Raw genomic sequence first — 26,115 nt, forward strand, 5'->3', positions numbered from 1 at the left:
TTTAACCAGTAATAAGCCGATTGATATCATTATAAATGGCAAAAGTCATCAGCATGAATAACATGGTTAAGCCGATTTTTTGTCCGATAAGCATGGCTTTGTCCGAGAGCGGACTGCCTTTTACAATTTCAATGAGATAATACATTAGGTGGCCGCCGTCCAGAATCGGTATCGGTAGTAAATTAAGAACACCGATACTGACACTGATCAATGCAAGAAACGCCAAGTACGATACCAAACCCATTTGGGCCGATTGACCTGCATAGTCGGCAATCGAAATTGGGCCGCTGACATTTTTCCAAGAAACATCGCCGGTTATCATTTTAACAAGCATTTGCAATGTCAGGACAGTTGTTTCCCAGGTTTTAAGAACTGCTTTCTGTAACGATTGGACGATTGGGTAGCTGACTGTAACGAGCAATTCGTCAATTTCAGCCTGGTTTACTACCGGTGCGACACCGATTTTACCTACTTGGATGCCATTTTCAGTGGATGCTTCGGGGGTCACCGTGAGGGTAAGCATTTGTCCATGACGTAAGATTTCTAGCTCCAGTGTTTTTCCCGGGTTTGATCGGATTTCTTTAACAAAGTCCATCCACGTCAGGATTTCGGAATGATTAGCGGCAATAATTTCGTCGCCTGCCTGTAATCCGGCCCGAGAACCAACGCCATCGGCAATCACCTGGCCAATGATGGGATCGAATGTTGGCTGATAACTTGTTAATCCGATAATTCCTGGGAAGTTTTCGTTGAGTTTATTCGGGTCTATTTGACTGAGGTTCAACTGCCGCCAATTGCTATTACCTTTTTTATCAATCGTTTGTATTTTTACATTGGGAGCTTGATCAACCGCATAGCGCAATAATGTCCAGCGCGCATCTTGCCAACTGGAAACAGGTTCGTTCTCGATCTGAACGATGGTATCGCCTTCTTCGAATTTCGCATAAGCTGCGGGACTGCCTGGTTCAACGGGTCCAAGAATGGGTTTCATGCCATGGACACCCAGGATAAATAATAACCAATATAAAACAATCGCCAGCAGAAAATTAGCAATCGGTCCCGCTGCCACTATCGCAAAACGCCGCCCGACAGGTTGACGGTTAAAAGCACGGGGTAAATCCGCAGTGGCAACTTTGCCCTCGTTCTCATCGAGCATTTTGACGTATCCACCCAGCGGAATGGCGGCGATTACCCATTCTGTGCGATCTTTTCCCCAACGCCGCCGGAAAATAGGTTGCCCAAAACCGATACAAAAGCGTAAAACCTTGACACCACTCCATCGAGCAACCAGGTAATGGCCAAATTCATGGAACGTAATCAGGATACCTAACGCAATTATGAAAGAAATGATGGTATAAGTTATTGACATATTAAACGATTAATATGGAAATGCTGATTGTTTGAAACTTTGATTGCATGCCCGTATAAATTCTAAATACTATCATTAATAAAAAAAAATGAAATCCAATCATTGCAACTCGGAATCATTTTTTACATTATTGCGCAGTTGCCAGCCATTCATGCGCTTTCTCACGGGCAAAATGATCGGTTCTTAATACATCATCCAAGGTTTTCAGTTCTTCAGGTTCGATCCTTTGCATGACATTCTCAATCATGACCGGGATAGCTGTGAAGGGCATACGCCTGTGCAGAAAAGATTCCACAGCGACTTCATTGGCAGCGTTGAGCACGGCTGGCATATTACCGCCAGTGGTCAATGCCTGGTAAGCCAATCTCAGGCATGGAAATCTTTTAAAATCCGGTTCTTCGAAATTGAGTTGGGCAACTTTGAATATATCCAAAGCCGAGACACCGCTTTCAATGCGTTCCGGATAGCCCATCGCATGCGCTATCGGTGTACGCATATCGGGGTTGCCGAGTTGTGCGATTACCGAGCCGTCGACATAAGAGACCATAGAGTGAATGACACTTTGCGGGTGAACTACAACCTGGATCTTGTCCGCTGGAGCATCAAACAGCCAGTGCGCTTCAATGACTTCCAGTCCTTTGTTCATCATGGTGGCAGAGTCAACTGAGATTTTCTTTCCCATATCCCAATTGGGGTGCGCACAGGCTTGCTCAGGCGTTACCTGTTCCAGTGAAACCGGCGCGCAACGAAACGGACCACCTGATGCCGTAAGCAGGATGCGGCTGATACCGGCAGTGGTGAAATTGCCATCGAATTGATGCGGCAATGACTGATAAATTGCATTGTGCTCACTGTCGATAGGCAATAAAGTGGCGTGGTTTTCCCGGACTAAGTCCATGAATATCCGTCCCGCCATCACCAGCGTTTCTTTATTCGCAAGCAAAACCAATTTTCCGGATTTTGCTGCGGCAAATGTCGGGCGAATTCCCGCAGCGCCGACGATGGCAGCCATCACTGCATCAACTTCCGGCAGAGACGCTACTTTTTCAAGCGATTCTATTCCTGATAGTACTTCGGTTTTGATTCCGTCAGCGTCAATGGCATCTGCCAATTGCTCAGCGCTTTTAGCATCAAGCATTACTGCGTAGCGGGGTTGGAAGCGACGGCACTGCGAAAGCATTTTTTCAACATTATGATTGGCAGTCAGTGCATAAGCTTTAAAACGATCGGGATGGCGCGCTATGACGTCTAGTGTGCTGTCTCCAATGCTGCCGGTTGAACCGAGAATGGTTATTTGACGAATAGTCTTCATATCGGAGGTGAGTAAAATACAAGGATGGCCAATATGCCAAAGGGTAGGGCGGAGGTCAAAGCATCGATTCGATCCAATATTCCTCCATGACCCGGTAGTATGTTGCCGCTATCTTTGACACCGGCTTGGCGTTTAACCAATGACTCATATAAATCGCCGATAATACCTAAAATAGCCATAATTATTAGTAACGGTACCAAAGCCAGCCCTAATAACGATTCCTCTCCTGACCAGAAAATCCACAGCAAACCATAGATTAACACTGCAAGGAGTGCTCCCGCGACGCCTTCCCAGGTTTTATTGGGGCTGATTTGCGGAGCGAGCTTATGCTTGCCTAATGAACGGCCAGTGAAATAAGCCGCTGTGTCGGATATCCAGATAGTCGCCATCAACCCTAACAACAACAGTGGGCTGATCGAGCGTAATTGATAAAGCGCCAGACAGGTGGGTAGCAATAAAATCCAACCGATCAGCATCCAGATCCAAGTTTTGGTAACTGTAAAAGATTGTTTCAGGTATAGCGGTGCTGCAACGATCCAGAAAATCGCAGAGATGTAGTAGATCCAAACCAGCTCTGCAGAAAGCGGGTTAATTTTTACTGTTTCGCTCATTTGAAGCAAGAGCTCGCCACCGAGCAGCGTGGTCAATAGCATGAAAACGATGGTGTCTCTTACGGAGAATTGCGCAAGCCGGCTCCACTCGCGTGAGCCGATGACGGTCAGCGCGAGTAACACGATGGCCCAGAAAATATCTTGAAAAAAGAATAATGCGGAAAGAAATAAAGGCAAAATGATGCCGGCTGTCAGGATTCGGGTCTTAAGCATGAAAAAAGATTCTATTAGCCTTCGGCAGATAATGCCATTTGCAGTTGCTCGCTGGTGCGCCCGAATCGCCGTTCGCGTTGTTGATAAGATTGAATGGCCAGTTCCAGTTCATGCGTGTCAAAATCCGGCCATAAGGTATTCGTGAAATACAATTCGGTATAGGCCAGTTGCCATAATAAAAAATTGCTGATCCGGTATTCGCCGCCGGTGCGGATGAATAAATCAGGATCGGGCGCGTAGCTCATCGATAGATATTGGGAAAAAGTCTCTTCATCAATGTGGGCGGGCAACTCTTTGGATTGAGCCATCATTTTTCGCATTGCTTGCATGATGTCCCAGCGCCCGCCATAGTTGGCTGCAATTGTGAATGTAAGCTGCGTGTTGTTCGCAGTGAGTTTCTCACCAATGTCGATAAACTCAACGATTTTAGGTTCGAATCTTGATAAATCACCGATGACTTTGAAGCGTATGCCATTTTCATGCAATTTGGTGATTTCTTGCTCCAATGCGCCCAGAAAAAGTTGCATCAAAGAGGCGACTTCATCGGATGGACGTCGCCAGTTTTCGCTACTAAAGGCAAACAGCGTAAGGTACGAGACACCGCGTTCCATGCATGCTTTGATGACACCGCGAACGGTTTCTACACCTTGTTTGTGTCCCGCGATTCTTGGCATGTAGCGGTTTTGCGCCCAACGGCCATTACCATCCATGATGATTGCGATATGCGTTGGTACTGAGTTTGCTTCAGGAGAGGGATGAGCTGAACTAGGGCCTTCAAGCATATCAGACAGCCATGAGCTCGGCTTCCTTGACTTGCAAAACCTTATCTATTTCGGATATGAAGCGATCAGTCAGTTTTTGTATTTCATCTTGACCGCGCCGCTCATCATCTTCGGAGATTTCTTTCGATTTTAGTAGCTCTTTTAAATGCGCATTAGCGTCACGCCGGATATTTCGCATTGCAACGCGTACTGTTTCCGCTTCATGCTTCACTACCTTGATTAAATCACGGCGGCGTTCTTCAGTGAGGGCGGGCATGGGAACGCGAATGGTGTCACCTACCGGCATCGGATTCAAACCTAAATCAGAGTCTCGAATGGCCTTTTCGATTGCATTAGCCATTTTTTTCTCCCAGGGAATGACGCCAATGGTACGAGCATCAATGAGATTGATATTGGCGACTTGGTTAATCGGAGTCTGTGCGCCATAATAATCCACTGTAACATGATCAAGCAAGCCTGTATGTGCTCTGCCACTTCTCACTTTGCTCAAATCCACTTTCAATGCTTCCAGGCTTTTTTGCATTTTCTGTTCAGCAGATTTTTTTACCTCGGTAATCATAGTGTCTATATCCCTTTTACAGCTATTCGCAAGCATTTACGATCAGTCAAAATCAAACAGTTACTAAAGTCCCTTCATTCTCCCCTGTTATTATACGTCTAAGAGCGCCAGTCTTAAAAATGCTAAATACACTGAGCGGTAATTTCTGATCACGGCATAATGTCAATGCCGTTGCATCCATTACTTGCAGGTTTTTTGAAATGGCTTCATCAAATGATAATTTCTCGAATCGTGTAGCTGCCGGATCTTTTTGCGGGTCGCTGGTGTAGACGCCATCAACTTTTGTTGCTTTCAGCATGATATCCACATTCATTTCCATACCGCGTAATGCTGCTGCCGTGTCGGTTGTAAAAAATGGATTACCCGTTCCGGCAGCAAAAATCACGACTTTTCCGTCTTTCAAGTAGCGCATTGCGCGGCCACGGATATAGGGTTCCACCACTTTCTCGATGTGCAATGCAGATTGAATGCGCGGAACCAATCCCGCCAGCTTCATTGCGTCCTGCAATGCCAGCGCATTCATGACGGTAGCTAACATCCCCATATAATCCGCAGTAACGCGTTCAAGTCCATCATTGGCTGATTTCATGCCGCGAAAAATGTTTCCACCGCCTACAACGATAGCAATTTCAACACCTAATTTACTGATTTCATGAACTTCAGAAACAATCCTGCCCATCACCGCATGATTGATTCCATATTTGTCTTCGCCCATCAGGGCTTCGCCAGACAATTTCAATAAAATGCGTTTATAAACTGCAGCGGTCATTGATAGTTATTTGATAAGTATGTGGAAAGGGAATCTTAATTTGATTGCCCCATCTGCGCCTTGACCTCTTCAGCAAAGTTTTCAACTTTCTTTTCTATTCCTTCACCTACCACAAACATCGTAAAACCATTCACTGCAGCGGATTTTTTTGCCAGCAATTTCTCTACAGTCTGTTCGGGATCTTTAACGAACGGCTGACCCAGCAATGTAATTTCTGCGAGATATTTTGTGATTCTACCTTCGACCATTTTTTCAACGATATTGGCGGGTTTGCCGCTCTCGGCAGCTTGCGCGGTAAAAATCTGGCGTTCGTGTTCCAATACCTCCGCCGGTACTTGATCTTTTGATACACAGATCGGCTTGCTGGCAGCGATATGCATCGCGATATCTTTTCCTAAGCTGTCATCACCGCCAGTATAATCAACCATCACACCGATCTTGGTGCCATGAAGATAATAGGCGAGCCGGCCTTTGGTTGTATGCTGCCCGCTGCGCCGGATGCTGATATTTTCCCCGAGTTTCATGATTAAAGCCTTGCGAGCTTCTTCAACGGTTTCGCCATTTTTTAACGGGGCATCGCTTAAAGCAGCAATATCGGTTAGATTCTTTGTGGCTACGAGTTCCGCCAGGCTCTTGGCAAAATTGATAATGTCCTCATTTCTGGCAACGAAGTCTGTTTCACAATTTACTTCAACCAGAGCGCCACATTGATTATCCGCAGAGACGTATGCACCAATCACGCCCTCGGCAGCAATTCTTCCGGCTGCCTTGCTTGCTTTAGCACCACTCTTAATTCGCAACAGATCTTCTGCGGCTTTCATATCACCATTCGTTTCAGTCAAGGCTTTTTTACATTCCATCATGCCAAGCCCTGTCATCTCACGAAGTTCTTTAACCATGCCCGCGGTAATTTCCGCCATATTTGCTCCAAATACAATGAAAAGTTTATGAAAAATTGCTGCTGGACTAAATCTGAAAAAATAGCGACGGTATTTTTAGTTCAATTAACTCAAAGCATTTTCTATTGCTGGCAAATACCAGAATACATAAGAATCAATGTGAAATGTTTGATCTTTCCGCCACGAATCGCCAGCAATTTCAGGACTGAATAGAGAAGGCTTAAGCTTATTGCTGCGCCTCTTCACTCATCTCAACAATCTCTTGGATAGACTGATTCCGACCTTCCAAAATGGCATCAGCAACACCTCGCGCATACAAGCGGATAGCTCTGCTTGAGTCGTCATTTCCTGGAATTATGTATTGCAGACCATCCGGATTATGGTTGGTATCGACGACTCCAATGACGGGTATACCGAGTTTGCTGGCCTCAGTAATAGCGCCTTTTTGATATCCCACATCAATCACGAAGAGCGCGTCCGGAAGGCCTTTCATTTCCTTAATGCCGCCGAGACTGCTGTTAAGCTTATCTAATTCTCTTTGCAGGTCCAGCGCTTCTTTTTTTACGAGTTTGTCCAATGTCCCATCGCTCAGCATCGTTTCCATATCATGCAGGCGTTTAATGGATTGTTTGATCGTTTTAAAATTCGTCAGCATTCCACCTAGCCAACGCTGATCTACGTAAGGGGAGCCGCAGCGCATGGCTTCCTCGCGCACGATGTCGCGAGCTTGCCGCTTGGTACCGACGAATAGAATGACCCCTCGCTTGGTTGCTATTTGGCGGACGTATTTCATGGCTTCTTCATACATCACCAAGGTTTTTTCAAGATTGATGATGTGAATTTTATTGCGGTGACCGAAAATATACGGTGCCATTTTGGGATTCCAGAAGCGTGTTTGATGACCGAAGTGAACACCTGCTTCCAGCATTTGCCGCATTGTTACTGACATAAATTTCTCCTATAGGATTGAGCCTCCACCCGCGTTTAGCGACTTCCAACTTTAACAGGCCGTTGAAAAACTATCTGCGTTGCCGCTACGGTGTTAAAAACAAGCTCAAAATACTCATTTATACCGCATAAACTGCGCTTTTTCGCCTGTTTTAGCCTTGTATCGGCTGCCTCGAAAACGTTTTTCAACGGCCTGTTAACTCGAAACCACAAAACGGGATGTGCGAATTTAATTTGATTAGCACGATGCATTTATCAAATTATCTTGTAATTATAACATTTTCTGAAACCTACTCAAGTTAGCGCTACGCAAAGGAACAGCACTCTTTGTTAATTCGATGGATGTACGATCAACGCGGGACTGAATGCAGGCTATTTTGACGGTGCTCATTAATCTCTAAAAGTTTTCAGAGCCAAAGCAACAAGGTTCATAGATGGTTCAAGACTATTTTTACCTATACCGGTCAATTCGCGCTGAAAACTACCTGAGACAATTTGTCGCATAGCCAAAACAAAGAATTTACGTTAATGTTCCAAAGATAACCGGAAAAATTTTGTTGTGCTTACCATCGAATGTTCAGTGATCTAAGTCAATCGCCTCTCAGCAAGAACCTGCAACGCTTATTTCTGCTTCGCAATATTGCCATCATTGCTCAATGTCTCACATTTGCCATCGTCTATTGGACGATTGATATTGTAATACCCTGGACTGAGATGATTTGTGTCGTGGTCTTGCTGGCTTTACTGAATTTGTTAACGTGGATTCGATTACGCCGGAAATGGCCGGTATCGCACTTGGAGTTTTTTGCGCAACTGCTGATTGATGTTTTAGCGTTAAGCGCTCTGTTATATTTCAGCGGCGGATCTACCAATCCGTTTATCTCTTTGTTTCTATTGCCGCTTACCATTGCGGCTGCGACGTTGCCATGGCGCTATACGTGGAGCATGGCGATTATTACGATCGCTTGCTATACCTTGTTGCTATTCAACTACATACCGCTGCCGCATGATCACAACAAGCATTTGATTGAGTTTGCGTTGCATGTATCCGGGATGTGGCTGGCTTTCGTGTTGAGTACCGTGATCATAGCCTGGTTTGTCGTAAGAATGAGCGCTTCCATTCGCGAACGGGATCAAGACCTCGCCAAAGCACGTGAACATGCGCTACGCAATGAACAGATCATCGCACTTGGAACGCTGGCAGCCGGCGCCGCGCATGAACTGGGCACCCCGTTGTCAACGATGGCGGTCATTACCGGAGAATTGCAACAAGAATACCGGGATGATGCAGAGTTTCAAAACAATGTTCATATTCTCCGGGATCAGATTACGCATTGTAAACAAACATTAACCCACTTGCTGGCCAAGGCGGGGCAAAGCAGGACCGAACAAGGCAGCGAGTTGCCGATTGATGAGTTTTTACGGCAAGTGCTCGATAAATGGAAGTTGATCCGGCCTTCCGTAAAGTTTACTTATCAGCCAAGCGGCGAGCAACCGGTACCAAAAATTATGGACAGTCAATTATTGAGCCAGTCATTGCTGAATCTACTGAATAACGCAGCCGACGCATCTTCCGAATGCGTCACGATCAACAGTCATTGGGATCAATCGGTTTTGAATCTTGACATTATCGACGATGGCAAGGGATTGTCACCCGAAGCCTTGCAGCGTGCCGGTGAAGCATTCTTTTCCAGTAAAGCGCCTGGGCAGGGGTTCGGGATAGGTTTGTTTCTTGCCAATGCCAATATTGAACGATATGGCGGCAGTGTCAGATTGTTTAACCTGGAAAATGGCGGTGCTTGTACGCAAGTCGTATTGCCGTTGATAGGAGGGGCGCAGCTATGAATGATCTGCTGGCCGCCGACAATAGCGAAAAACCCAGTTTGCTAATCGTCGATGACGATACCGTATTCTGTGAAGTATTGACCAAAGCAATGAAAAAAAGGGGCTTCGATGTCACCTGCGCGCATACCATTGAAGATGCGTTGAATTTTTCCGAGCAATCGACACCGGAATACGCGATCGTTGATCTGAAATTATCCAGTGAATCCGGTCTGGTACTGGTGGAAAAACTCCGGGCGCTGGATCCGGGAACCCGCATTGTGATGCTCACAGGCTATGCCAGCATCGCGACTGCGGTTGAAGCGATTAAGCTGGGAGCTACCCATTATCTTGCGAAACCGGTTGATGCAGACCAGATTATGGCTGCTTTTGAACGGATCACCGGTGAATCCAGCATACCGATCAGTGCCAATCCGTTATCGGTTGGCAGATTGGAGTGGGAATATATTCAGCGGATACTTACCGAAAATGACAACAATGTTTCAGTAACTGCCCGGATACTGAATATGCATCGCCGTACATTACAACGAAAACTCGCCAAAAGGCCGCTCAAAGAATAGTGAACGATCAATTTGCACTGAAAGAAGCGATTATGCGGATATCCGTGCCGATTAACCGCAAGTCCTCGATCCTCAGTGATTTTTTTTGATTCAAGTTCGTCAATTCAGGAAGCTGGATCATATCCCTTGCGGCATCACCAAGGAGATGCGGTGCGAGGTAGATAATGATTTCGTCTGCCAATCCGGCTTCGATTAAAGCACCGTTAAGGCCGCTGCCGGCTTCTACCAGTACTTCATTGATTTCCAATTCGGCAAGCAGGGCCATCATTTTATTCAGGTCCACTGATCCCGCAGTGTTCCGGAAAATGAATGTGCGGATTCCCATATTTTCCAGCGCGGTGATTTTTTCCGGGTCGTGATCGCACGCTGTAAAAATGAAAGTTTCGGTTTCGCCTTGCAGCACTTTAGCGTCCAGCGGTATCGCCAAGCGACTATCGACAATGATTCTTTGGGGTTGACGGGGTGTTTCGATATGCCGGACGGAAAGTTGCGGATCATCCGAAAGAATGGTGCCAATACCTGTCAGAATGGCGCAAGAACGCGCTCGCCACCGATGTCCGTCGCGTCGCGCGGCTTCACCGGTAATCCATTGACTGATCCCATTATTCAATGCCGTTTTGCCATCCAAGCTGGCGGCGGTTTTTAGCCGGATCCAGGGTTTCTTGCGCACCATGCGCGAAATAAAGCCAACGTTTAACGCTTCAGCTTGTGCTTGTAATAGACCTGATTTAACGGCGATCCCTGCGTGCTCCAGCATCGCGCAGCCTCGCCCGGCTACCCGTGGATTCGGGTCTTGCATAGCAATAATGACTTGCGCAATACCGCTATCAATCAAGGCATTGGCGCATGGCGGGGTGCGCCCGAAATGACTGCAGGGTTCCAGAGTCACATAGGCGGTTGCGCCTCGCGATGCAGTTCCAGCATTTGCCAATGCATTGACTTCTGCGTGTGGCTGTCCAGCTTTCTCATGCCAACCGCTGCCAATGATTTGTTCATTGCGAACGATGACGCAGCCGACGCGCGGATTCGGTGTCGTGCTATACAGCCCCTTTTCCGCCAAACGCAGGGCATGAGACATGAAAGCATGATCGGCGGAAGAAAACATCTAAGAAACGCTGAATAATTGGCTACACAGGCGATCTGCTGTGTTGGGTGGTGCTCGGAAATTCGCCTATCACTATGATATATCTCATTTTCTGCGCTCCATCCGCTTTGCATCTCATCTTGTTCTCCGAATTATTCAGCGTTTCCCTAGGAAGTTGTGGTTGAACTACGATCCGTATGTGGCGTCGTGATGATACTTTGCGGAATCAAGATACCTTTTTTGTCGGTATCGTGGGGTATTGCTTTTGCGCTTCTTTGATCGCATCGCGGAAATCGTCAACGTCTTGGAAGCTTTTATATACCGATGCAAAGCGGATATACGCGACTTTGTCCAACTTATAAAGTTCTTCCATTACGCTTTCGCCGATGCTTCGCGACGAAACTTCACGCTCACCCATCGCTAACAGCTTTTGAACGATACGATCAATCGCTTCATCGACATAGCTGGTAGGGACGGGCCGCTTATGCAATGCCCGCTGAAAACCTGTCAGCAATTTGTTACGGTCGAATTCCGCACGGCTGCCATCGTGCTTTACAACTTGCGGCAACCGTAATTCGATGGTTTCGTAAGTTGTAAAGCGTTTGTCGCAAGCGGGGCAGCGGCGGCGGCGGCGGATTTTGTGACCATCCTCGCTTACCCGTGAATCAATCACGTTGGTGTCATCCGCGTTGCAGAATGGACATTTCATAATTGATTAACGACCACAAGCATCAAGCCAGATTGATGTTTCCACGGGAAATTTATCCATACACAGGAAATTTCTCGCACATTTTTTTGGCTTCGGCAGCCACTCTGGAAATGACCGCAGAATCTTCAGGCGCTGCTAAGACATCCGCGATCAGATTCGCCAGTTGCTCAGCCTCGAATTCTCTGAAGCCTCGTGTCGTAATTGCCGGTGAGCCGACGCGGATACCGCTGGTAACAAATGGTTTTTGCGGATCGTTGGGAATGGCGTTTTTGTTGACGGTAATGTGCGCATGTTCCAGCGACTCTTCGGCTTGTTTACCCGTCAAATTCATCGCGCGCAGATCGACAAGAAACATATGGCAGTCGGTCTGGCCCGATACTATCCGCAATCCGCGGCTGGTTAGCACTTTCGCCATGACCCGGGCATTTTCGATCACTTGTTCCTGGTAATCCTTAAACTCTTTGCTGGCAGCTTCTTTAAAAGCAACCGCCTTGGCCGCGATCACATGCATCAACGGACCGCCTTGGGTTTGCGGGAAAATCGCTGAATTCAATGCTTTCTCATGCTCCGGCTTGGCCATGATGATGCCACCCCGTGGTCCGCGCAGCGTTTTGTGCGTGGTGCTGGTGACGAAATCGGCAATGCCGACCGGATTGGGATAAAAACCAGCCGCGACCAATCCCGCATAATGCGCCATATCGACAAACAGATAAGCGCCGACAGCATCGGCAATCTTGCGGAAACGTTTCCAGTCGATGACGCGAGCATACGATGAAGCGCCTGCCACGATCATTTTAGGTTTGTGTTCATGCGCTAAACGTTCCACCTCGTCGTAATCGAGTAACTCCGTTTCGGGATGCAATCCATAAGAAATAGAATTGAAAATTTTTCCGCTCATGCTGACGCTCGAACCGTGTGTCAAATGGCCGCCGTGGGCTAAGGACATTCCAAGCAATGTGTCGCCCGGTTTTAACACCGAGAGGTAGACTGCGGCATTGGCTTGTGAGCCGGAATGCGGTTGCACATTGACATATTCCGCGCCAAACAAAGCTTTCAGGCGATCGATCGCCAATTGTTCCACTTGATCGGCGTACATACAGCCACCGTAATAACGCTTGGTGGGATAGCCTTCTGCGTATTTGTTGGTGAGCACGGATCCCTGCGCTTGCATCACGGCAGGGCTCGCGTAATTCTCGGAAGCGATTAATTCGATATACTCTTCCTGGCGTTGCATCTCGCCTTTAATCGCTTGCCATAGATCCGGGTCTACATTTTCAATCGTGTGTTTTTGCGAAAACATGGTGATACCAATCCTTTGAAATTTTGAGAATCAATTATCGCATTTTATCACTACCTGTTAAAACGCTGATAGCTGATCGGAATAAAGTCTGATAATAGGGTGAGAACAAAATTTATAACCAGCTGAGGTGGTTTTTCGATCCCCATTCTTGTGAATTTCCTTGAAAAATAACTGTTTGCAACTGTCCATCGAAAATTCCGTTACGTAACATCGCTGCAATAACCACGTCATACCGGCTGCCTATACTGCCCTCCGTACTGTAAAGCCATCTCCGGCGTGAGCCGGTCACCGGAAAATCCAGGATCTGCATGACAAATCTATCCGTTCGGATAGCGCAGACAGCCGGATTGCCTGTACATCACTTCTTATCCACAAGAATTTTTTGATTACTTTTCGGGAGAACATGATGTTCCAGAAGAAAATACTGAATACATTAGTAACAGGTGCGATCGTCAGCATGGTTGCAGCAACACAGTCAATGGCGGCCAGCACCGGTTTTGATACTTTTACCCCGTTGGCCAGCAGCGTACCCGGCGGATCTTTACCGGAATCCAGCCCCTTAGAGCTTGGAAATGCATCCTGGACACAAATTTCAATTGCCAATCGTGCCAACCAGCTTGCACAGGGTCAAGCCAATAGCGGGAATTGGGATATGATTACCGCCAATGAAAGCGGTGTTGACGCGGGCCGCTATCTGTTCATGCCATTTGAAACCAGTACTGCGGGTGTGCAACGGGTTGATTTGTGGAATCCTGATTACAATACCCGCACCGTAACCCTGGTTGCACCCGGTGCGCAAGGGTTTGTAGCGGGAGATGCATCGCGCTGGACACCTTGGGGTAGTTATCTGACCGCAGAGGAATCGTGGGGCGCCGGTAGTACTAAAGGACGCTTGTTTGAATTGACCAATTCCGTGACTGCGACCGGCACCGGTGATTCCAACTTTATCCATCGCAGCCTGTTGCCACGCGTATCACACGAAGGCTTAGCGTTTGATAAAAACAATGCGATGTACTTTATCGATGAGTTTAATGGCGGTAGCATTTATAAATTTGTATCGGCCAATCCCAATGCAACTAACGGTGACGATTATTTTGCCGCAGGGCAAACATTCGTAATGCTGGTAGATGGTGGCAGCAATTCCAATGCAACCGGCGCTATTACTTGGGAACCGATATCCGATGTCAATGGCGGTGCGATTCCGGGCGTATCGGTACTCAACGCAGACGGCAGCATCGACGGCCGCTTGACTGCCGATGTCGTGCATGGTACCAATTATCAGCGTCCGGAAGATCTTGAAATTAAAACATTGGCGAACGGCGATCAGATCCTCTACGTGGCGACTACGACCACTGATGAAGTGTATTCTTTCAACTTGGCCAGCAATACCGCCAATCTGTTTGTCAATTCCGCTACGCTGGATCTGGCGACTGGTCTTGGTGTAGGCGGGGTATTCAACAATCCGGATAATCTGGCGATCGATGCCGAAGGCAATATCTATATTGTCGAAGATCAACCGGGCGGTTCCGCCGATATCTGGTTTGCTACTGATGCCAATCACGATGGTATCGCCGAATCGGTTGGCCGCTGGGCATCGTTATCGACTTTAGGCGCTGAACCGACCGGCCTTTATTTCGATAAATTCAATCCCAATATCGCCTATTTGAATGTGCAACATCCAACCAGCGGCGATGATCGCTTAATCATGCTGGCTGTTCCGGAACCCGAAACCTACGCCATGCTGCTGGCCGGATTGGGGTTGATTAGCGCATCAGCCTGGAAAAGAAGAAAGATTTAATCTCTTCGGGTTTAATTCCTCGCCCCTTGGGGCGTAAGTTGGTTGAAGACCAGCAGCCTGAAGAGCGCATTTAATACCTCGCCGCTTGCGGCGGGGTGCTTTATTAGTGATTTGAAAAGCGAAAGCTTTTATCTTCACTAATGTCTGATCACAGCAAGAAACCAAGAGTCAGTATTCCTTGGTTTCTTGCTGCCCACTGTATTTACTCAAGCTGGTTGAGTAGTTATTTGGCGGCAATCAAAGCAATTGATTCGCCAGATTGGCCAAATTGGATCGCTCGCCTTTTTCCAGCTGGATATGGGCATAGATGTCATGATGTTTAATTTTATCGATCAGATAAGATAAGCCATTGCTCTGCGAGTCTAAATAGTCGCCCCTGAAAAAGTATCAGACAACAGTTGTTGATCTGGAAAAGCCGCCCGAGGAAACGGCTACCTATCAAAATGCATACCCTTGTAGTTTAAATTTCCATCAAGGAATCCGTTCTCGCCACGGGAAAAAGAGCCAAAAAATGGCCAGCAGCCATTGTTTCAGATTCCAGGCGCAAGCAGCCATCAGCAGGTTGATGCGATCACCGACAGCGCCTTTCAGATAGTTCCTTGCCATTCGATAATCCGACTTCAGGTGACCGATAATGGGTTCAATCGCGGCGCGCCTCCTGCACTGTTTTCGCTTCCTGTCTTTCTGGTACCGGGTATCCTTCTTGAGCGCCTTTCCGGGCAAAATGATCTGGGTTCCATTGACTTCACGTTTGCCGCGGTAGCCGCGATCGCATACGGCCTGCCTGGCAGCTTTCCCTCGCGAAATCTCAACATGTCGCAATATCTCCGGTAATGTATGGCTGTCATGCAGATTCTGTTCGTGACTGACAACCCCGACAATCAGATTGCCTTTTGCGGTACTGGCTATCGATGCCTTGCTGCCGTATTCATATTGTTTGTGGTCTTTTCCCTTGGCGACACAGTACACTTGCGGTTCGTGCAATGAGTAGATCTTGTTTTTATCGTTTTGTCGCTGCCGTAATACTCCCTCATACCGTAGAAAATCCTTTTGGTAGCATTCAAACAAACAGTATTGCGGCAGTTCTCTCCTGAGCTCCCGCATCAGAATACCTGCAATGGTTCTGAGTCGCTTCAACGCTCGTTTCGCTTTCGCTCTTTTCTTCACATGCCGGTAGTGCCGGATATCCAGGCGCAGTGACTTCACTTCTTTGACAAAAGTACGCCGCTGTAAAATACCATGGGATTTGGCAATCTTGTTGAGGCGATTGATAATCTTGATCGCCAGTTTGCTATCCGTTGGGTACGTGATGTTCTTCTCATGCACGGTCGTGTCAATATGAATGACGTCTTCCAGCGCCGATTCCCCATGCAAACCAACGCTCATCCGGAAAATCCGCTCTACGCCTTCCGCGCCTATGCGCTTACGAAAATGTACCAGCTCCGTGCTATGACAAGGCAACTTCTGCTGGAACTCTTTCATGCCGCAAAAAGCCTGGTAATAAGGATTACGCTTCCACTGCAGTACTATCGATTCGTCACTCAAATTCTCTAACTGTTTTAGAATCAATAACCCAACCATCAAACGGATCGGCTTACTCGGTGCTCCTGTCGCTGCTGTGTAATGAACCGAAAATGATTCCTCAAATCCTTGCCACGGTATCGCTGATGCAAGCTTCAGCAATGGATCACCGGGATCAAGCTGCATCAGTAAATCTGTTCCAAACAGATTCGGTTGATGAATCGTACTGCTATTTCTTAGCATTTTTAATCACCATTTCGACCAGAAATACAGCACTATTTTAACATTCCAGGTCGTTATGATCACTAATGAACAGTGTATTTATAACTAATATCAAGTGCTTAGGAATATTTCAGGACCGACTAAATAGGGCGTATCGATTTGATAAATATCGCCGGTAAATATGATTTTGGTGTTTTCTCCAGCGCGGGTGATGATGGTTTTCACTTCATGTGGCGTTAAGTTCTGCGCCTCGTCGATTATGAAAAATACATTTGAAATACTTCGGCCTCTGATGTAGGCCAGTGGCGTGATTTTGATTTTTTCCTGCGAAACCGCTTCGGTTAATTTTTTATACTCTTTATCTTTTTCATTAAATTGGCTTTTAATGAATTTGAGGTTATCCCATAGCGGCTCCATGTAAGGCGCGAGTTTCGATGCGATATCGCCGAGCAGAAAACCGATATCCTTGTTACTGAGGGGTACTACCGGACGTGAAAGCAAGATCTGCTTGTAGTGTCTTTTTTGTTCCAGTGCCCCGGCCAATGCCAATAAGGTTTTGCCAGTGCCGGCCACGCCTTGTAAAGTGATCAGTTTGATGCCGGGATGGGTGAGTGCGTGCAGAGCGAAGACTTGTTCGGCATTTTTCGGCCAGATCCGGTACGCGGGTTGTTTCTCCAGTTGTTCGATTCTCTGGGTGACGGAATTATAAAATACCAGCACCGACGTATGGGAATTTTTCAAGATAAAGTAATGATTGGGAATAGGGTTCCGGATACCGATGTCATCGGCGGAGCAATAGCCGTGCGTATAAATATGGTCGATGATTTCCTTACTCAATCCCGTGATCAAAGTTTTTCCGGTATACAGCGACGCCAGATCGGTGATTTTCCCGGTTTGGAAGTCTTCCGCAGCGAGACTCAGAGATTTTGCTTTGAGCCTTAAGTTGATGTCTTTAGTCACCAATATGATTGGCTCTAGACTATCAGAGGTTAAAAATATTTAACGAGTTGCCATAATTCACTAGCAAGTTCATCAGGTTGTTTTTTCCAGCGCCATTCAGATTCTTTCAAATGCAGCTCAAAGTTAACTGATACGCCGTTAAACTTTGCCAATCGTCGCTTGGTAAAACTCCAAAACGATTCAATACCGTTAATGTGGCAATGCCCATCTCGGGCAAATTCATTGTCACCATGCGATACTCGAAAATGCTTGGAGTATCCTACATCTACCAAACCGTTATAACCACGCCAGCCATCACTATAAATGACACTTTCAATGGACACTTTACCTAGTATTACTGCTTGTAAAGTTAAGCGCTTACAGTCTGGTACTATTTCGGTGTATACCCTGCCATCTCGCTCAAACACTCCGAATACAGGTTGTTTTAATGTACCGCGACCGCGTTTGAGTTTGCCGTGATAACCACGATGCCGTTTCGCACCAAAATAGCTTTCATCAACTTCCACTCTACCTAACAGCTTGTCTTTAAGGGCAGTCTGATGGCGGTATATTACTTGCCTGAATATGCCATACCAGCGATTAATCGTGTTACGATTTTTACCCAGCAGCAGCGCTGTTTTGCTGGCTGGTATATCAATGCTAAAACATTGAATTATTTTTTTAACAGAATAATCACTTAATTTACTATTTCTTAACATCTTTCTAAACTAACAGATTGTTTCTGCTAGTCTAGAGCCTATGATTTTATGCTTGGAGCAAGATTTGCTCAGCGCAATGACGGTATTCAGGATGCGATGATCGGCGTTGTTTTCACCGAAAATCTTGATTGCATCGAGGCCGTTTGTCGGCTTTTGCATAATCACTTTGAATTTGCCGTGACCTGGCCGATCGATGGGAATCCAGTTTTGCAGCGAGCTTCCCTCCGATAGTTTGTCCATGATGCGAATGAATTCCCTGGCTTCGAAATTCTTGGTCTCATTGCCCTTTTTGAAGTGATCCAATTCTTCGAGCACAGTGATCGGAATAGCCACATCATTGTTCTGGAAGCTGTAGATTGCATGGTGGTTATAGAGAATGACCGAGGTATCCAGCACGTAAATTTTTTTGGATTTTGTCGGCATACGTCGGTGATTCAATCTGCGCTTCGCGAGCGGTTGACGCGTACTGTTGCCAGCCGGGGCGATAAGCGATCGCATTGTTTAATCATGAAGCCGCTATGCTGCGGCAGGAAAAGTAAATTCGTTCTTTTGGAATTATTCACAAGTTTGAATGACAGTGATCCGGTCGTTCCGGAAGGTTCAAGCGGAAAAGGCGCCTCCTTCGTCCATCCAGTTGGCGCCTTTCTTGCGTAGCTTACAAACCTTAATTCAGCGCATTGCCCAAATTAAGAAATTGCGTTTCACCGGTTGAATTATCGACACCGTCGTTGTCGGTGACGACGTACACGGTTCCGTCGATCGTTCTTGCCAAACCTTCCAGCTTGTCATGCACCCAGCCTTTACCCGCTTGCATGGCCGGCAGTACATCGATTGCCAGGCTTTTATTGAGTATCGGGAAATTGCCTTCCGTTTGGGTTTTGGGGGTTAATCCCGAGATGTCGACGGTATAGACGCGCTTGATGCGTGCATCCGGTCCCGCTTGATTATCGCGCTCGATGATCGCAAATTTACCGTTGCCCAGCGCTGTAATTTCGGACAATCCTACCCAGCCGCCGGTGGGAGACTCGACGGGGTCGAGCGGATAATAAAAGAATTTCCATTCGCCTTCGTCGATCGCCGGATCCAGGTCCAATGACGGCGTGTATTGCCCGATGCGCACCATGCCAAGCGGATCGTCTTTCCATTCCCGTTGAAAGGCGACATAAACTTGTTCGTCGGCACCGGCGCGGCCAGTGACTGCAACACCTTCATAGCCATTGCTGACTTGCAGCGCATCAACTGCAGCCGGTAAGCGGACTTCGCGGATGACCGTGCCGTCGCTACTGGCCTCAATCAGAAGATTACGCGTGGTCGATGTACCGGCGCCTTCCGAAGCCAGCCAAAAACTGCCATCGCTGCGTTGCGCAATACCTTCCAGATCGTAATTGACCGCTGCGCCACTTTTCAGAATCGGCGTAACCGCAGAAATCTTAGCCGGATGGCTGCTTACATCGATCGTATAGATGCGGCTTTTGTTGTAGAAACTGTCATGAACGGTATACAAGCGGTTGGCATCATCTTTATCCGCGGCGAGCGCCGACAGCGCGCCCCAAACGATCGGTTTACCATCAGCCAGCAGCTCGGATTCGATCTGCGGATAACCGGCCGGTTTCCGTTCTAACCGGAAAATGTTGATTTGAGAACGGATGGGCGAATCCACCTCGGTGGATGCGATGAAAAGCTGGCGATGCGGGATAGCCAGCAATCCTTCAGGACCCGCACCGGTCGGCAGTGCTTGTTTGTAATCCACCGAGCGGCCTTGGAAACTGTACACACCGACAAAATTGGCGCGTTCGGAGCCGACGAAAACCAGATTTTCATTACCATAGCGGGCAGCCGTGATGCCTTCCGGTTCGCTGCCTTTATTGTCGGAGCGTTTTTCCGGATAATGGCCGATCCTGGCGGCAAGGTAATCGAATTCCATACCGGAGTCATATAGAACCGTACCGTTGCGATTGAAAAAGGTAAAGCCGCGGCTGCCGCCGAATAAATCCCCCTCGTTGGCGGTGATGACCATGTGGTTCAGCCAGGTGATGGCGTCGGGTTCCCGGGGAGTGTTTTTCAAAGTGCTGGAAAAATCGATTAATTTGTTATCCGCGATGTCCACGCCTTCAAGTGTTACTTTACCTGCGTTAAAGTGCTGCAATATCTTGCCATCGACGAGATTGACGAAAACGATGTGGTTATTCTCCTGCAATGTGATTGCGGCAATATTGCTCTGATTGATGCTGACAAATTCCGGTTCCGGATCGTCAATGCCATAGTCCGCCAAGCCGGTTAAATCCACTGGCCGTACTTTCCAGTTTCCGGGTTTGCCGATCAAGTCGATAATATTCAGGTACCCGGCGGGGGATTGCGGTAATCCGCCTTTGACACCGGCAACAGTCACGGCCTCATCGCGCTCGTTTTCGATCACGACCGCCGCATAACGGCCATTGGGGCTGACAGCTACCGAATCCGGCTGGCCGCCCATATCGATGTCCCGGACCGGCGCGCAATTGGCGACATCAACCAGACAAGACGGCAGGTGATAGACCGAGAGCATGCCGGAGGGTGTCACGAAGCTTGAAGAGGTGTTCACACCAACCAGGGCATAGTCGCCGGAAACGGTGACCGAGGTCGGTTCACCGCTCGTATCAACGGTGCCGAGACCGATGGGGTTGGCTGGGTCGCTGATATTGACGAATCCTATTTTCCCGGTCGGGCTGTCGGTGTAAATCAAGATATTGCCGTCTTTATTGACGGCAATGATTTCAGCAACGGTTTCTTTAACGGAGTCCCGGTCGCAGCTTGTATTTTCGCAAACGAGGTAGGTTGCGATACGCTGAAAGTAGGGTGTTGCGGGGGACGCCGCGTTCGACGGCGTGGTGGCCGCGATGACCGGAAGTGCGGCCAATATTGCGGTATTCAGGGCCTTTTTGGTCAAGCCCAGTATTTGGTTATACGGTTTCATGGTAAGAGATCCCAGATGATTTGAATTTATGAGTCAAATTTTTGTTATATCAATGGCGCAACAGCCGCCGGTAATGGCGTGGCGGCGACGCGGTAAAATATGGTAGTGTGTGATTGTTGCGCAGGTATTGCGGCAATGTGTCAGCCCTGACGGTTACTTGTCTGTCAAATATTTATCCGTTGTTTTATTTGATATTATTTTGATGTGACCGGCAATCGGTATCGTTAAATTGAGAAGAAAGAAATGAAAGAAAACAGCTCGATCGTGCATGATTGGTAATGACGCCGGGAACCAGCGAATGAGCAGTGGCTGAATGAAGTCGCCGAGCGCGGTGCGCATGTGATGCCGTTCGATCTGAGAATGATCGCGGCTATTTTTTTCAAAACCGGTACCGGCGGCATTCAGCAGGTGATTGCGAGAGATAAAGCGGATTTTGAAAGCCTGTTGATGCGATCTAATTGGCGATTTCATAAACTATCTCTCAAGCCGGAATCAGACAATTGAGGCTAACATTTTTATACTCAGAAGTAGTGAGATAGCGGCCAGTGTTTTTTTCAAGAAGGCTTCAGGCAAACGATGCGAACAACGAGCGCCATAGTGCGCCGCAATGGCGCCGGCTACCGATATCGCCAAGAATGCCGGCATATAAATGAACCCCAAGGTATAGGGATTGCTTAATGTGATAGACCAGCCGCTTATCATATAACCGGCAGTTCCGGCGATGGCGATGGGAAATCCGATGGCGGCTGACGTGCCAATCGCTGTTTTTATGTCCAAACTCTTATAGCTCAGGTAGGCAACGGTGAGAAAACCGCCGCCCACTGCGGTCAGTGCCGATACGGATCCGATCCCAACCCCGGCCGCGAGCAATCCGCGAAGCGTGATGGGTTGTTTGCTGGGTTCCGGTTTCCAATCAACAAACATTTGCAAGGCTATCAGTGCCATGGATAGCGTAAAAAATACGGCAATGAAGGTTGAGTTAAGATTTGTTGCGGCGTGAGCGGCCAGAAAGGCACCGGTGACGATTCCGGGCGCCATGCCGCCGGCGGCCCGCCACATGACCGCTCCTCGAAAAGCGTGTGCGCGGATGCTTGCCGTTGAAGAAATAATCATGCAAGCCAATGATGTTCCTAACGCTAAATGCACAACGTTATCTGCACTCATGCCTTGCATGGTAAAAATGGATGCCAGCAAAGGAACCAGCATCCCGCCGCCGCCAAAACCCAGCAATCCGGCTATAAAACCGGCAATGGCTCCCAAAGCCATGTACAACACAATCCATTCGATGTCCGGCATATCAATTTAGCCTATTACTTATTTTTCTGGAGTAACCAAACGATTTCCGTTGCCGCAACTTTTCCTTTCAATCCACCTTGAATTATCTTGCTACCGGCAGATTCCAATTGATAAGCATCCGCATAAAGCTGCTTGATTTCGTTCCCATTGACCGAAAATGGCGGACCGTCCATCTGTGATTGATTGTATTCATAAGTGATCAGCAATTGCGGTGCTGCATCGGTTAGATGCATCAGGTGCGAGGAATATTGCTTGCGCATGGGGGCGGGCAGCGCGACTAAAGCTGCTCGATCGTATATCGCGCTGATGGGTCCAAGAGATTCTGCGGATACATCGAAAAAATCGCCCGCTAAAATGTCCAGATTTTCAGCGCGGTAACGAGTCAGTTTTCCATCTTTGGAGATTTCCGGTGTTATGCCCAGTTCTGTAAACAGCTCGTTGATGGCCAGTTCGCTTAGCTCCGCGCCGATAATCCGGTATCCATTGGCAAGGAACCATCCAATATCGCGCGTCTTGCCGCACAACGGCAAGAATATTCGGCCGCCCTTTGGCGGATTTAAGGCTTCAAAATGCTTTATTAAAAAAGGATTTATTTCGTTTTCGTGAAAACCGGTCTCACCCCGTTCCCATTTCTGATGCCAAAAACTTGCTTCCATAGCGGCTCCTTAAATTCTTAAAAGATTAATCACAAGCCATCATCTGAATGACTTAAGTGTTGTACTAAGTTGTGTACTGCGCTAGGATAAAAGCTCAAGTCGGCTTGAAGTCAAGTATTAATTACAACAGGTGAAATAGTGGATATCACTGAAGTCGCAAAAGTATCCGGGCTGCCAGCTTCAACAATACGATTTTATGAAGAAAAAGGATTAATTAAATCATGCGGGCGGAGTGGTTTGCGGCGTTTATTCAGCGCTCATGTGATTGAACGGCTGGCTTTAATATCACTGGGGCGTAGCGCCGGTTTCTCGCTCGATGAGATTGCGGAAATGTTTACCCCCGAAGGGCCTGACATTAATCGCGCATTGCTGATAGCCAAGGCGGATGAACTGGATAGAACAATTGAAGCACTGTCCGCTATGCGGGATGGGCTTCGTCACGCTGCAGTCTGCAAAGCGCCCAGTCATTTCGAATGCCCGAAATTTCTCCGGCTTCTCCGGATTGCCGGTAAAAACAGGTTTAGGCAACCCAATAAATTGAAGGAAAACAAGGTTAAGCGAGGCAAGAAAACAACCTAAACCATGTTTTTCAGATAGGATTGCATGCACAATTTCGGCACTGATTGATGGTTTACCTTGATAATGAATTTCCCAATGGTTTTTACAGGCAATGGATATCTATTTGTATAACCCGCTTGAGAAAAATCCCAGAAATAAATAACTAAAATTATGAAAATAGCATGCATCGTAGCTGTCATGGCGCTTATTACCGTGTGTTTTGTCTCCAGCTGCTCAGGTGGCGTTAACCACATCGAAAAAGACATCGCCTACGGGCCCTTTACCATCCGCGCCACGGCGACTAAGAGCAAGCAGTTCAATATCAATTACGGCATGGTCAACCATACGAACGTGGCCTACACGATTTTGTACAACAGAAAGCCGATTGCCTTTCCCGGTGCGCTACAAAGCAATACGGGGTTGCCTTACTTGTGGCGTGTCTATGCGCTTCCCGGCGCACCCGATCCGACTTTGATAGCAGGCAGCCAAAGTTTGTACCTGATTTATCTGAAGAATGGCGCGCCTGTCGTCGAATCCATTCTGGAGCAGCATCACGATTTTGCTTCCATGCAATTTCTGGACAGCGAGAACGGTCAACCTGGGGACTATCAGGAGGTGTTTGCCAGGAACAATACCGACGATCTGGATAAATTGGACAGCCTCGCAAACGGGCGTTTTCTGCTGGTCAGCGGGCACGCTGTTCTCGATGTACAGACTCGCGGCATCCGGCGCTTTAATCCCAACAACAACGATGTTGAAAATTACTCCTTTCCTTCGCCGCGCGGGGCGTTGGCGTTCTCACCCGACCGCAAGAGTATCGTATTCCGGGGCGCATTCCAGAGCTGGAACACTGCGGACGAGGATTTGCCCGATTCCGAGCATGCCCTTGTGGTGTATAACATTGAACAGGACAGTGGCTATGCGGTTAAATTTAACGATACCGAATTGCGCCTGATCAACGTGAGTGACATGGATTTCCCCTGGTTTGAAAAGTTTTTCGAGTGGGAGAAATCGGCACAAGCTGACCGCTTGCGTCTTCGCAAATTGGAGAAGGCGCCCTACTGGACGGGTAGATTCAAGGTTGAATACGCTTTTCCTTATTACACGCTCTTCCCGGTGAAGGCGTCGATGTTGCCAACGTTTCTGGCTTTTTTGGAGCAACAGACGGGATGGACAAAAGCCAACATCGTCGAGGACAAATTTCACGAATATACTGGCCGTATTCTTACTTTTGCTTCCGGTGAATTGAAATTCGATATCACGATGAAGGAAGACGCGCAAATACTGCAATTCAGCAAGCACATTTACGCTGAGGCCAATCCTGAATATACGTCTTTAGTGAAAAAAATAGCCGATGCTTTCGAGGCAGCGTTGGCTTCGGGTAAATATCAGGAGCATTTCGGACGAATCGAGAGCGAGACCAAGAAAATCCGCGGGGTTGGCAATAATAAAGCAGACCAGTAAGCTCTCTTGCTTTCCGAATTTTCGATATTCTCTTGAAATGATCGTCATCGCTGAATAAAGGAGAAAGCAATGAACAATCGCTTGATCGTGCTTGGCTGGCTGGCTTGGTTGATAACGACGCCGGTTCACGCTGCGGAACCGGCAAGCGAGCAGCGTCTGGATGAAGTCGCTGAGCGCGGGACGCATGTAATGCCGTTCGATTTGGATAAAACCACGCATATTTTTTCCAAAACCGATACCGGCGGCATTCAACAAGTGATTGCGAAGGATAAAGCGGATAGCGGACAAATCAGCTTGATCCGGCTGCATCTGTCTCAGATTGCCGAGGAATTCCAGCAGGGCGATTACTCCAACCCGGAAAAGATTCACGGCGCCACGATGCCCGGGTTGGCGGCATTAAAAGCGGCAAGCCCCGTTCAAGTGAAGATCGTTTACCGGGAATTGCCGGATGGCGCGGAAATTGCTTATGCCACTCACATCGAGAAGCTCAAACGGGCAATTCACCAATGGTTTGACGCGCAGTTAAGCGATCATGCCCGGCACGCCGTGCCGGGGCATCACCATGATTCCGGCCATCGCCACCATCCGTGACAATACGATCTTGGTAAATTGCGAATTCAATTGACTGGAGGTTCGTTTATTTTCAATTCTCTCTTAGCCATCTGTTTGGGCGCATCGCTCGGCGCCGTGCTGCGCTGGATGTTGGGCATGTCGCTCAACGCATTGTTTCCGGCGATTCCGCCTGGCACATTGGCGGCGAATCTGATCGGCGGTTACTTGATCGGTGTTGCACTTGCCGTCTTTGCCCATCATCCCGGTTTGATGCCTGAGTGGCGTTTGTTCGTCATCACCGGTTTTTTGGGCGGGTTAACCACGTTTTCCACATTTTCCGCCGAAGTCACGGTGCTGATCCAGGAAGGGCGCATACTGTGGGCTGCCGGTGCGATCGGCGCGCATCTGATCGGTTCTTTGCTGATGACAATGTTGGGGCTGGCGACCGTGGCCGCGTTTAAAACCGTCTGATTTCAAGGA

The 26,115-nt window shown here is 47.9% G+C and carries 26 protein-coding genes and 1 pseudogene; 7 read left to right on the forward strand and 20 right to left on the reverse strand.

Annotated features, from left to right (window positions below; all coding sequences use genetic code 11):
- Nucleotide 1: 1 nt before the first annotated feature.
- The 8 genes from rseP to rpsB form a co-directional block, all read right to left on the reverse strand.
- Entirely contained in the window at nucleotides 2–1,369 is a 1,368-nt protein-coding gene (gene rseP, locus ACV7NC_RS11805) for an RIP metalloprotease RseP (RefSeq protein WP_458152772.1), read from the reverse strand.
- Nucleotides 1,370–1,496: 127 nt separating this feature from the next.
- A complete protein-coding gene (gene ispC, locus ACV7NC_RS11810) occupies nucleotides 1,497–2,681 on the reverse strand; it encodes a 1-deoxy-D-xylulose-5-phosphate reductoisomerase (protein WP_458152773.1) in 1,185 nt (394 codons plus the stop codon).
- Nucleotides 2,678–3,505, reverse strand: a complete 828-nt coding sequence (locus ACV7NC_RS11815; RefSeq protein WP_458152774.1) for a phosphatidate cytidylyltransferase — start codon at nucleotides 3,503–3,505, stop codon at nucleotides 2,678–2,680. Before ACV7NC_RS11815 ends, ispC begins: the two co-directional genes overlap by 4 nt.
- A gap of 14 nt (nucleotides 3,506–3,519) precedes the next feature.
- On the reverse strand, nucleotides 3,520–4,287 hold the full coding sequence (locus tag ACV7NC_RS11820; protein WP_458152775.1) for an isoprenyl transferase: 768 nt from the start codon (nucleotides 4,285–4,287) through the stop codon (nucleotides 3,520–3,522).
- 1 nt (nucleotide 4,288) lies between these two features.
- Nucleotides 4,289–4,846 (reverse strand): ribosome recycling factor, encoded by a 558-nt coding sequence (gene frr / locus ACV7NC_RS11825; RefSeq protein ID WP_458152776.1) that lies wholly within the window; start codon nucleotides 4,844–4,846, stop codon nucleotides 4,289–4,291.
- 52 nt (nucleotides 4,847–4,898) lie between these two features.
- Nucleotides 4,899–5,615 carry a UMP kinase gene (gene pyrH, locus ACV7NC_RS11830; protein WP_458152777.1) on the reverse strand — a complete coding sequence of 239 codons (717 nt, stop codon included), beginning with the start codon at nucleotides 5,613–5,615 and terminating at the stop codon, nucleotides 4,899–4,901.
- Between the two features lie 35 nt (nucleotides 5,616–5,650).
- A complete protein-coding gene (tsf, locus tag ACV7NC_RS11835) occupies nucleotides 5,651–6,535 on the reverse strand; it encodes a translation elongation factor Ts (RefSeq protein ID WP_458152778.1) in 885 nt (294 codons plus the stop codon).
- Nucleotides 6,536–6,740: 205 nt separating this feature from the next.
- Nucleotides 6,741–7,463, reverse strand: a complete 723-nt coding sequence (gene rpsB / locus ACV7NC_RS11840; RefSeq protein ID WP_458152779.1) for a 30S ribosomal protein S2 — start codon at nucleotides 7,461–7,463, stop codon at nucleotides 6,741–6,743.
- Nucleotides 7,464–8,035: 572 nt separating this feature from the next.
- Between rpsB and ACV7NC_RS11845 the strand changes: the two genes are divergently transcribed.
- Together ACV7NC_RS11845 and ACV7NC_RS11850 are read left to right on the forward strand one after the other, a co-directional pair.
- On the forward strand, nucleotides 8,036–9,307 hold the full coding sequence (locus tag ACV7NC_RS11845; protein ID WP_458152780.1) for an ATP-binding protein: 1,272 nt from the start codon (nucleotides 8,036–8,038) through the stop codon (nucleotides 9,305–9,307).
- Nucleotides 9,304–9,864: a response regulator transcription factor gene (locus tag ACV7NC_RS11850; protein WP_458152781.1), complete on the forward strand. Its 561-nt coding sequence runs from the start codon at nucleotides 9,304–9,306 to the stop codon at nucleotides 9,862–9,864. The genes ACV7NC_RS11845 and ACV7NC_RS11850 overlap by 4 nt, the downstream gene beginning before the upstream one ends.
- 7 nt (nucleotides 9,865–9,871) lie before the next feature.
- On the opposite strand, the gene ribD is transcribed toward ACV7NC_RS11850, so the two are convergent.
- From ribD to ACV7NC_RS11870, 4 genes are all read right to left on the reverse strand, one after another.
- Entirely contained in the window at nucleotides 9,872–10,969 is a 1,098-nt protein-coding gene (gene ribD, locus ACV7NC_RS11855; protein WP_458152782.1) for a bifunctional diaminohydroxyphosphoribosylaminopyrimidine deaminase/5-amino-6-(5-phosphoribosylamino)uracil reductase RibD, read from the reverse strand.
- Nucleotides 10,970–11,174: 205 nt separating this feature from the next.
- The gene (gene nrdR, locus ACV7NC_RS11860) at nucleotides 11,175–11,657 is read right to left on the reverse strand and encodes a transcriptional regulator NrdR (protein ID WP_458152783.1); all 483 of its coding nucleotides are present in this window, start codon (nucleotides 11,655–11,657) and stop codon (nucleotides 11,175–11,177) included.
- A gap of 52 nt (nucleotides 11,658–11,709) precedes the next feature.
- Nucleotides 11,710–12,957, reverse strand: a complete 1,248-nt coding sequence (gene glyA, locus ACV7NC_RS11865; RefSeq protein ID WP_458152784.1) for a serine hydroxymethyltransferase — start codon at nucleotides 12,955–12,957, stop codon at nucleotides 11,710–11,712.
- 112 nt (nucleotides 12,958–13,069) lie between these two features.
- Nucleotides 13,070–13,267: a hypothetical protein gene (locus tag ACV7NC_RS11870; RefSeq protein WP_458152785.1), complete on the reverse strand. Its 198-nt coding sequence runs from the start codon at nucleotides 13,265–13,267 to the stop codon at nucleotides 13,070–13,072.
- A gap of 96 nt (nucleotides 13,268–13,363) precedes the next feature.
- Between ACV7NC_RS11870 and ACV7NC_RS11875 the strand changes: the two genes are divergently transcribed.
- Nucleotides 13,364–14,755 (forward strand): alkaline phosphatase PhoX, encoded by a 1,392-nt coding sequence (locus ACV7NC_RS11875; RefSeq protein WP_458154928.1) that lies wholly within the window; start codon nucleotides 13,364–13,366, stop codon nucleotides 14,753–14,755.
- A 362-nt stretch (nucleotides 14,756–15,117) separates the two neighbouring features.
- Here ACV7NC_RS11875 and ACV7NC_RS11880 read toward each other — a convergent pair.
- The 8 genes and pseudogenes from ACV7NC_RS11880 to tmpT all read right to left on the reverse strand — a co-directional run bounded on the left by ACV7NC_RS11880 (nucleotide 15,118) and on the right by tmpT (nucleotide 23,061).
- Nucleotides 15,118–16,519: pseudogene (locus ACV7NC_RS11880) on the reverse strand (IS5 family transposase).
- A 90-nt stretch (nucleotides 16,520–16,609) separates the two neighbouring features.
- Entirely contained in the window at nucleotides 16,610–17,461 is an 852-nt protein-coding gene (locus tag ACV7NC_RS11885) for a PhoH family protein (RefSeq protein WP_458152786.1), read from the reverse strand.
- Between the two features lie 26 nt (nucleotides 17,462–17,487).
- The gene (locus ACV7NC_RS11890) at nucleotides 17,488–18,156 is read right to left on the reverse strand and encodes an IS1595 family transposase (protein ID WP_458152788.1); all 669 of its coding nucleotides are present in this window, start codon (nucleotides 18,154–18,156) and stop codon (nucleotides 17,488–17,490) included.
- 9 nt (nucleotides 18,157–18,165) lie between these two features.
- Entirely contained in the window at nucleotides 18,166–18,654 is a 489-nt protein-coding gene (locus ACV7NC_RS11895; RefSeq protein ID WP_458152789.1) for a PIN domain-containing protein, read from the reverse strand.
- Between the two features lie 166 nt (nucleotides 18,655–18,820).
- Entirely contained in the window at nucleotides 18,821–21,109 is a 2,289-nt protein-coding gene (locus ACV7NC_RS11900; protein ID WP_458152790.1) for an esterase-like activity of phytase family protein, read from the reverse strand.
- Nucleotides 21,110–21,262: 153 nt separating this feature from the next.
- Nucleotides 21,263–21,580, reverse strand: a complete 318-nt coding sequence (locus ACV7NC_RS11905) for a hypothetical protein (RefSeq protein ID WP_458152791.1) — start codon at nucleotides 21,578–21,580, stop codon at nucleotides 21,263–21,265.
- A 21-nt stretch (nucleotides 21,581–21,601) separates the two neighbouring features.
- A complete protein-coding gene (locus ACV7NC_RS11910) occupies nucleotides 21,602–22,405 on the reverse strand; it encodes a sulfite exporter TauE/SafE family protein (RefSeq protein ID WP_458152792.1) in 804 nt (267 codons plus the stop codon).
- A gap of 14 nt (nucleotides 22,406–22,419) precedes the next feature.
- Nucleotides 22,420–23,061 (reverse strand): thiopurine S-methyltransferase, encoded by a 642-nt coding sequence (gene tmpT, locus ACV7NC_RS11915; RefSeq protein ID WP_458152793.1) that lies wholly within the window; start codon nucleotides 23,059–23,061, stop codon nucleotides 22,420–22,422.
- A 138-nt stretch (nucleotides 23,062–23,199) separates the two neighbouring features.
- Here tmpT and ACV7NC_RS11920 point away from each other — a divergent pair, with 138 nt between their 5' ends.
- From ACV7NC_RS11920 to crcB, 4 genes are all read left to right on the forward strand, one after another.
- Nucleotides 23,200–23,640: a helix-turn-helix domain-containing protein gene (locus ACV7NC_RS11920; protein WP_458152795.1), complete on the forward strand. Its 441-nt coding sequence runs from the start codon at nucleotides 23,200–23,202 to the stop codon at nucleotides 23,638–23,640.
- Nucleotides 23,641–23,790: 150 nt separating this feature from the next.
- Complete coding sequence (locus tag ACV7NC_RS11925) at nucleotides 23,791–25,083, forward strand: hypothetical protein (RefSeq protein ID WP_458152796.1); 1,293 nt, start codon at nucleotides 23,791–23,793, stop codon at nucleotides 25,081–25,083.
- Nucleotides 25,084–25,152: 69 nt separating this feature from the next.
- Nucleotides 25,153–25,674, forward strand: coding sequence for an aspartate carbamoyltransferase (locus tag ACV7NC_RS11930; protein WP_458152797.1), 522 nt, complete (start codon nucleotides 25,153–25,155; stop codon nucleotides 25,672–25,674).
- Nucleotides 25,675–25,704: 30 nt separating this feature from the next.
- Nucleotides 25,705–26,106: a fluoride efflux transporter CrcB gene (crcB, locus tag ACV7NC_RS11935; RefSeq protein WP_458152798.1), complete on the forward strand. Its 402-nt coding sequence runs from the start codon at nucleotides 25,705–25,707 to the stop codon at nucleotides 26,104–26,106.
- Nucleotides 26,107–26,115: the final 9 nt, after the last annotated feature.

Source organism: Nitrosomonas limosa (genome assembly GCF_054188085.1).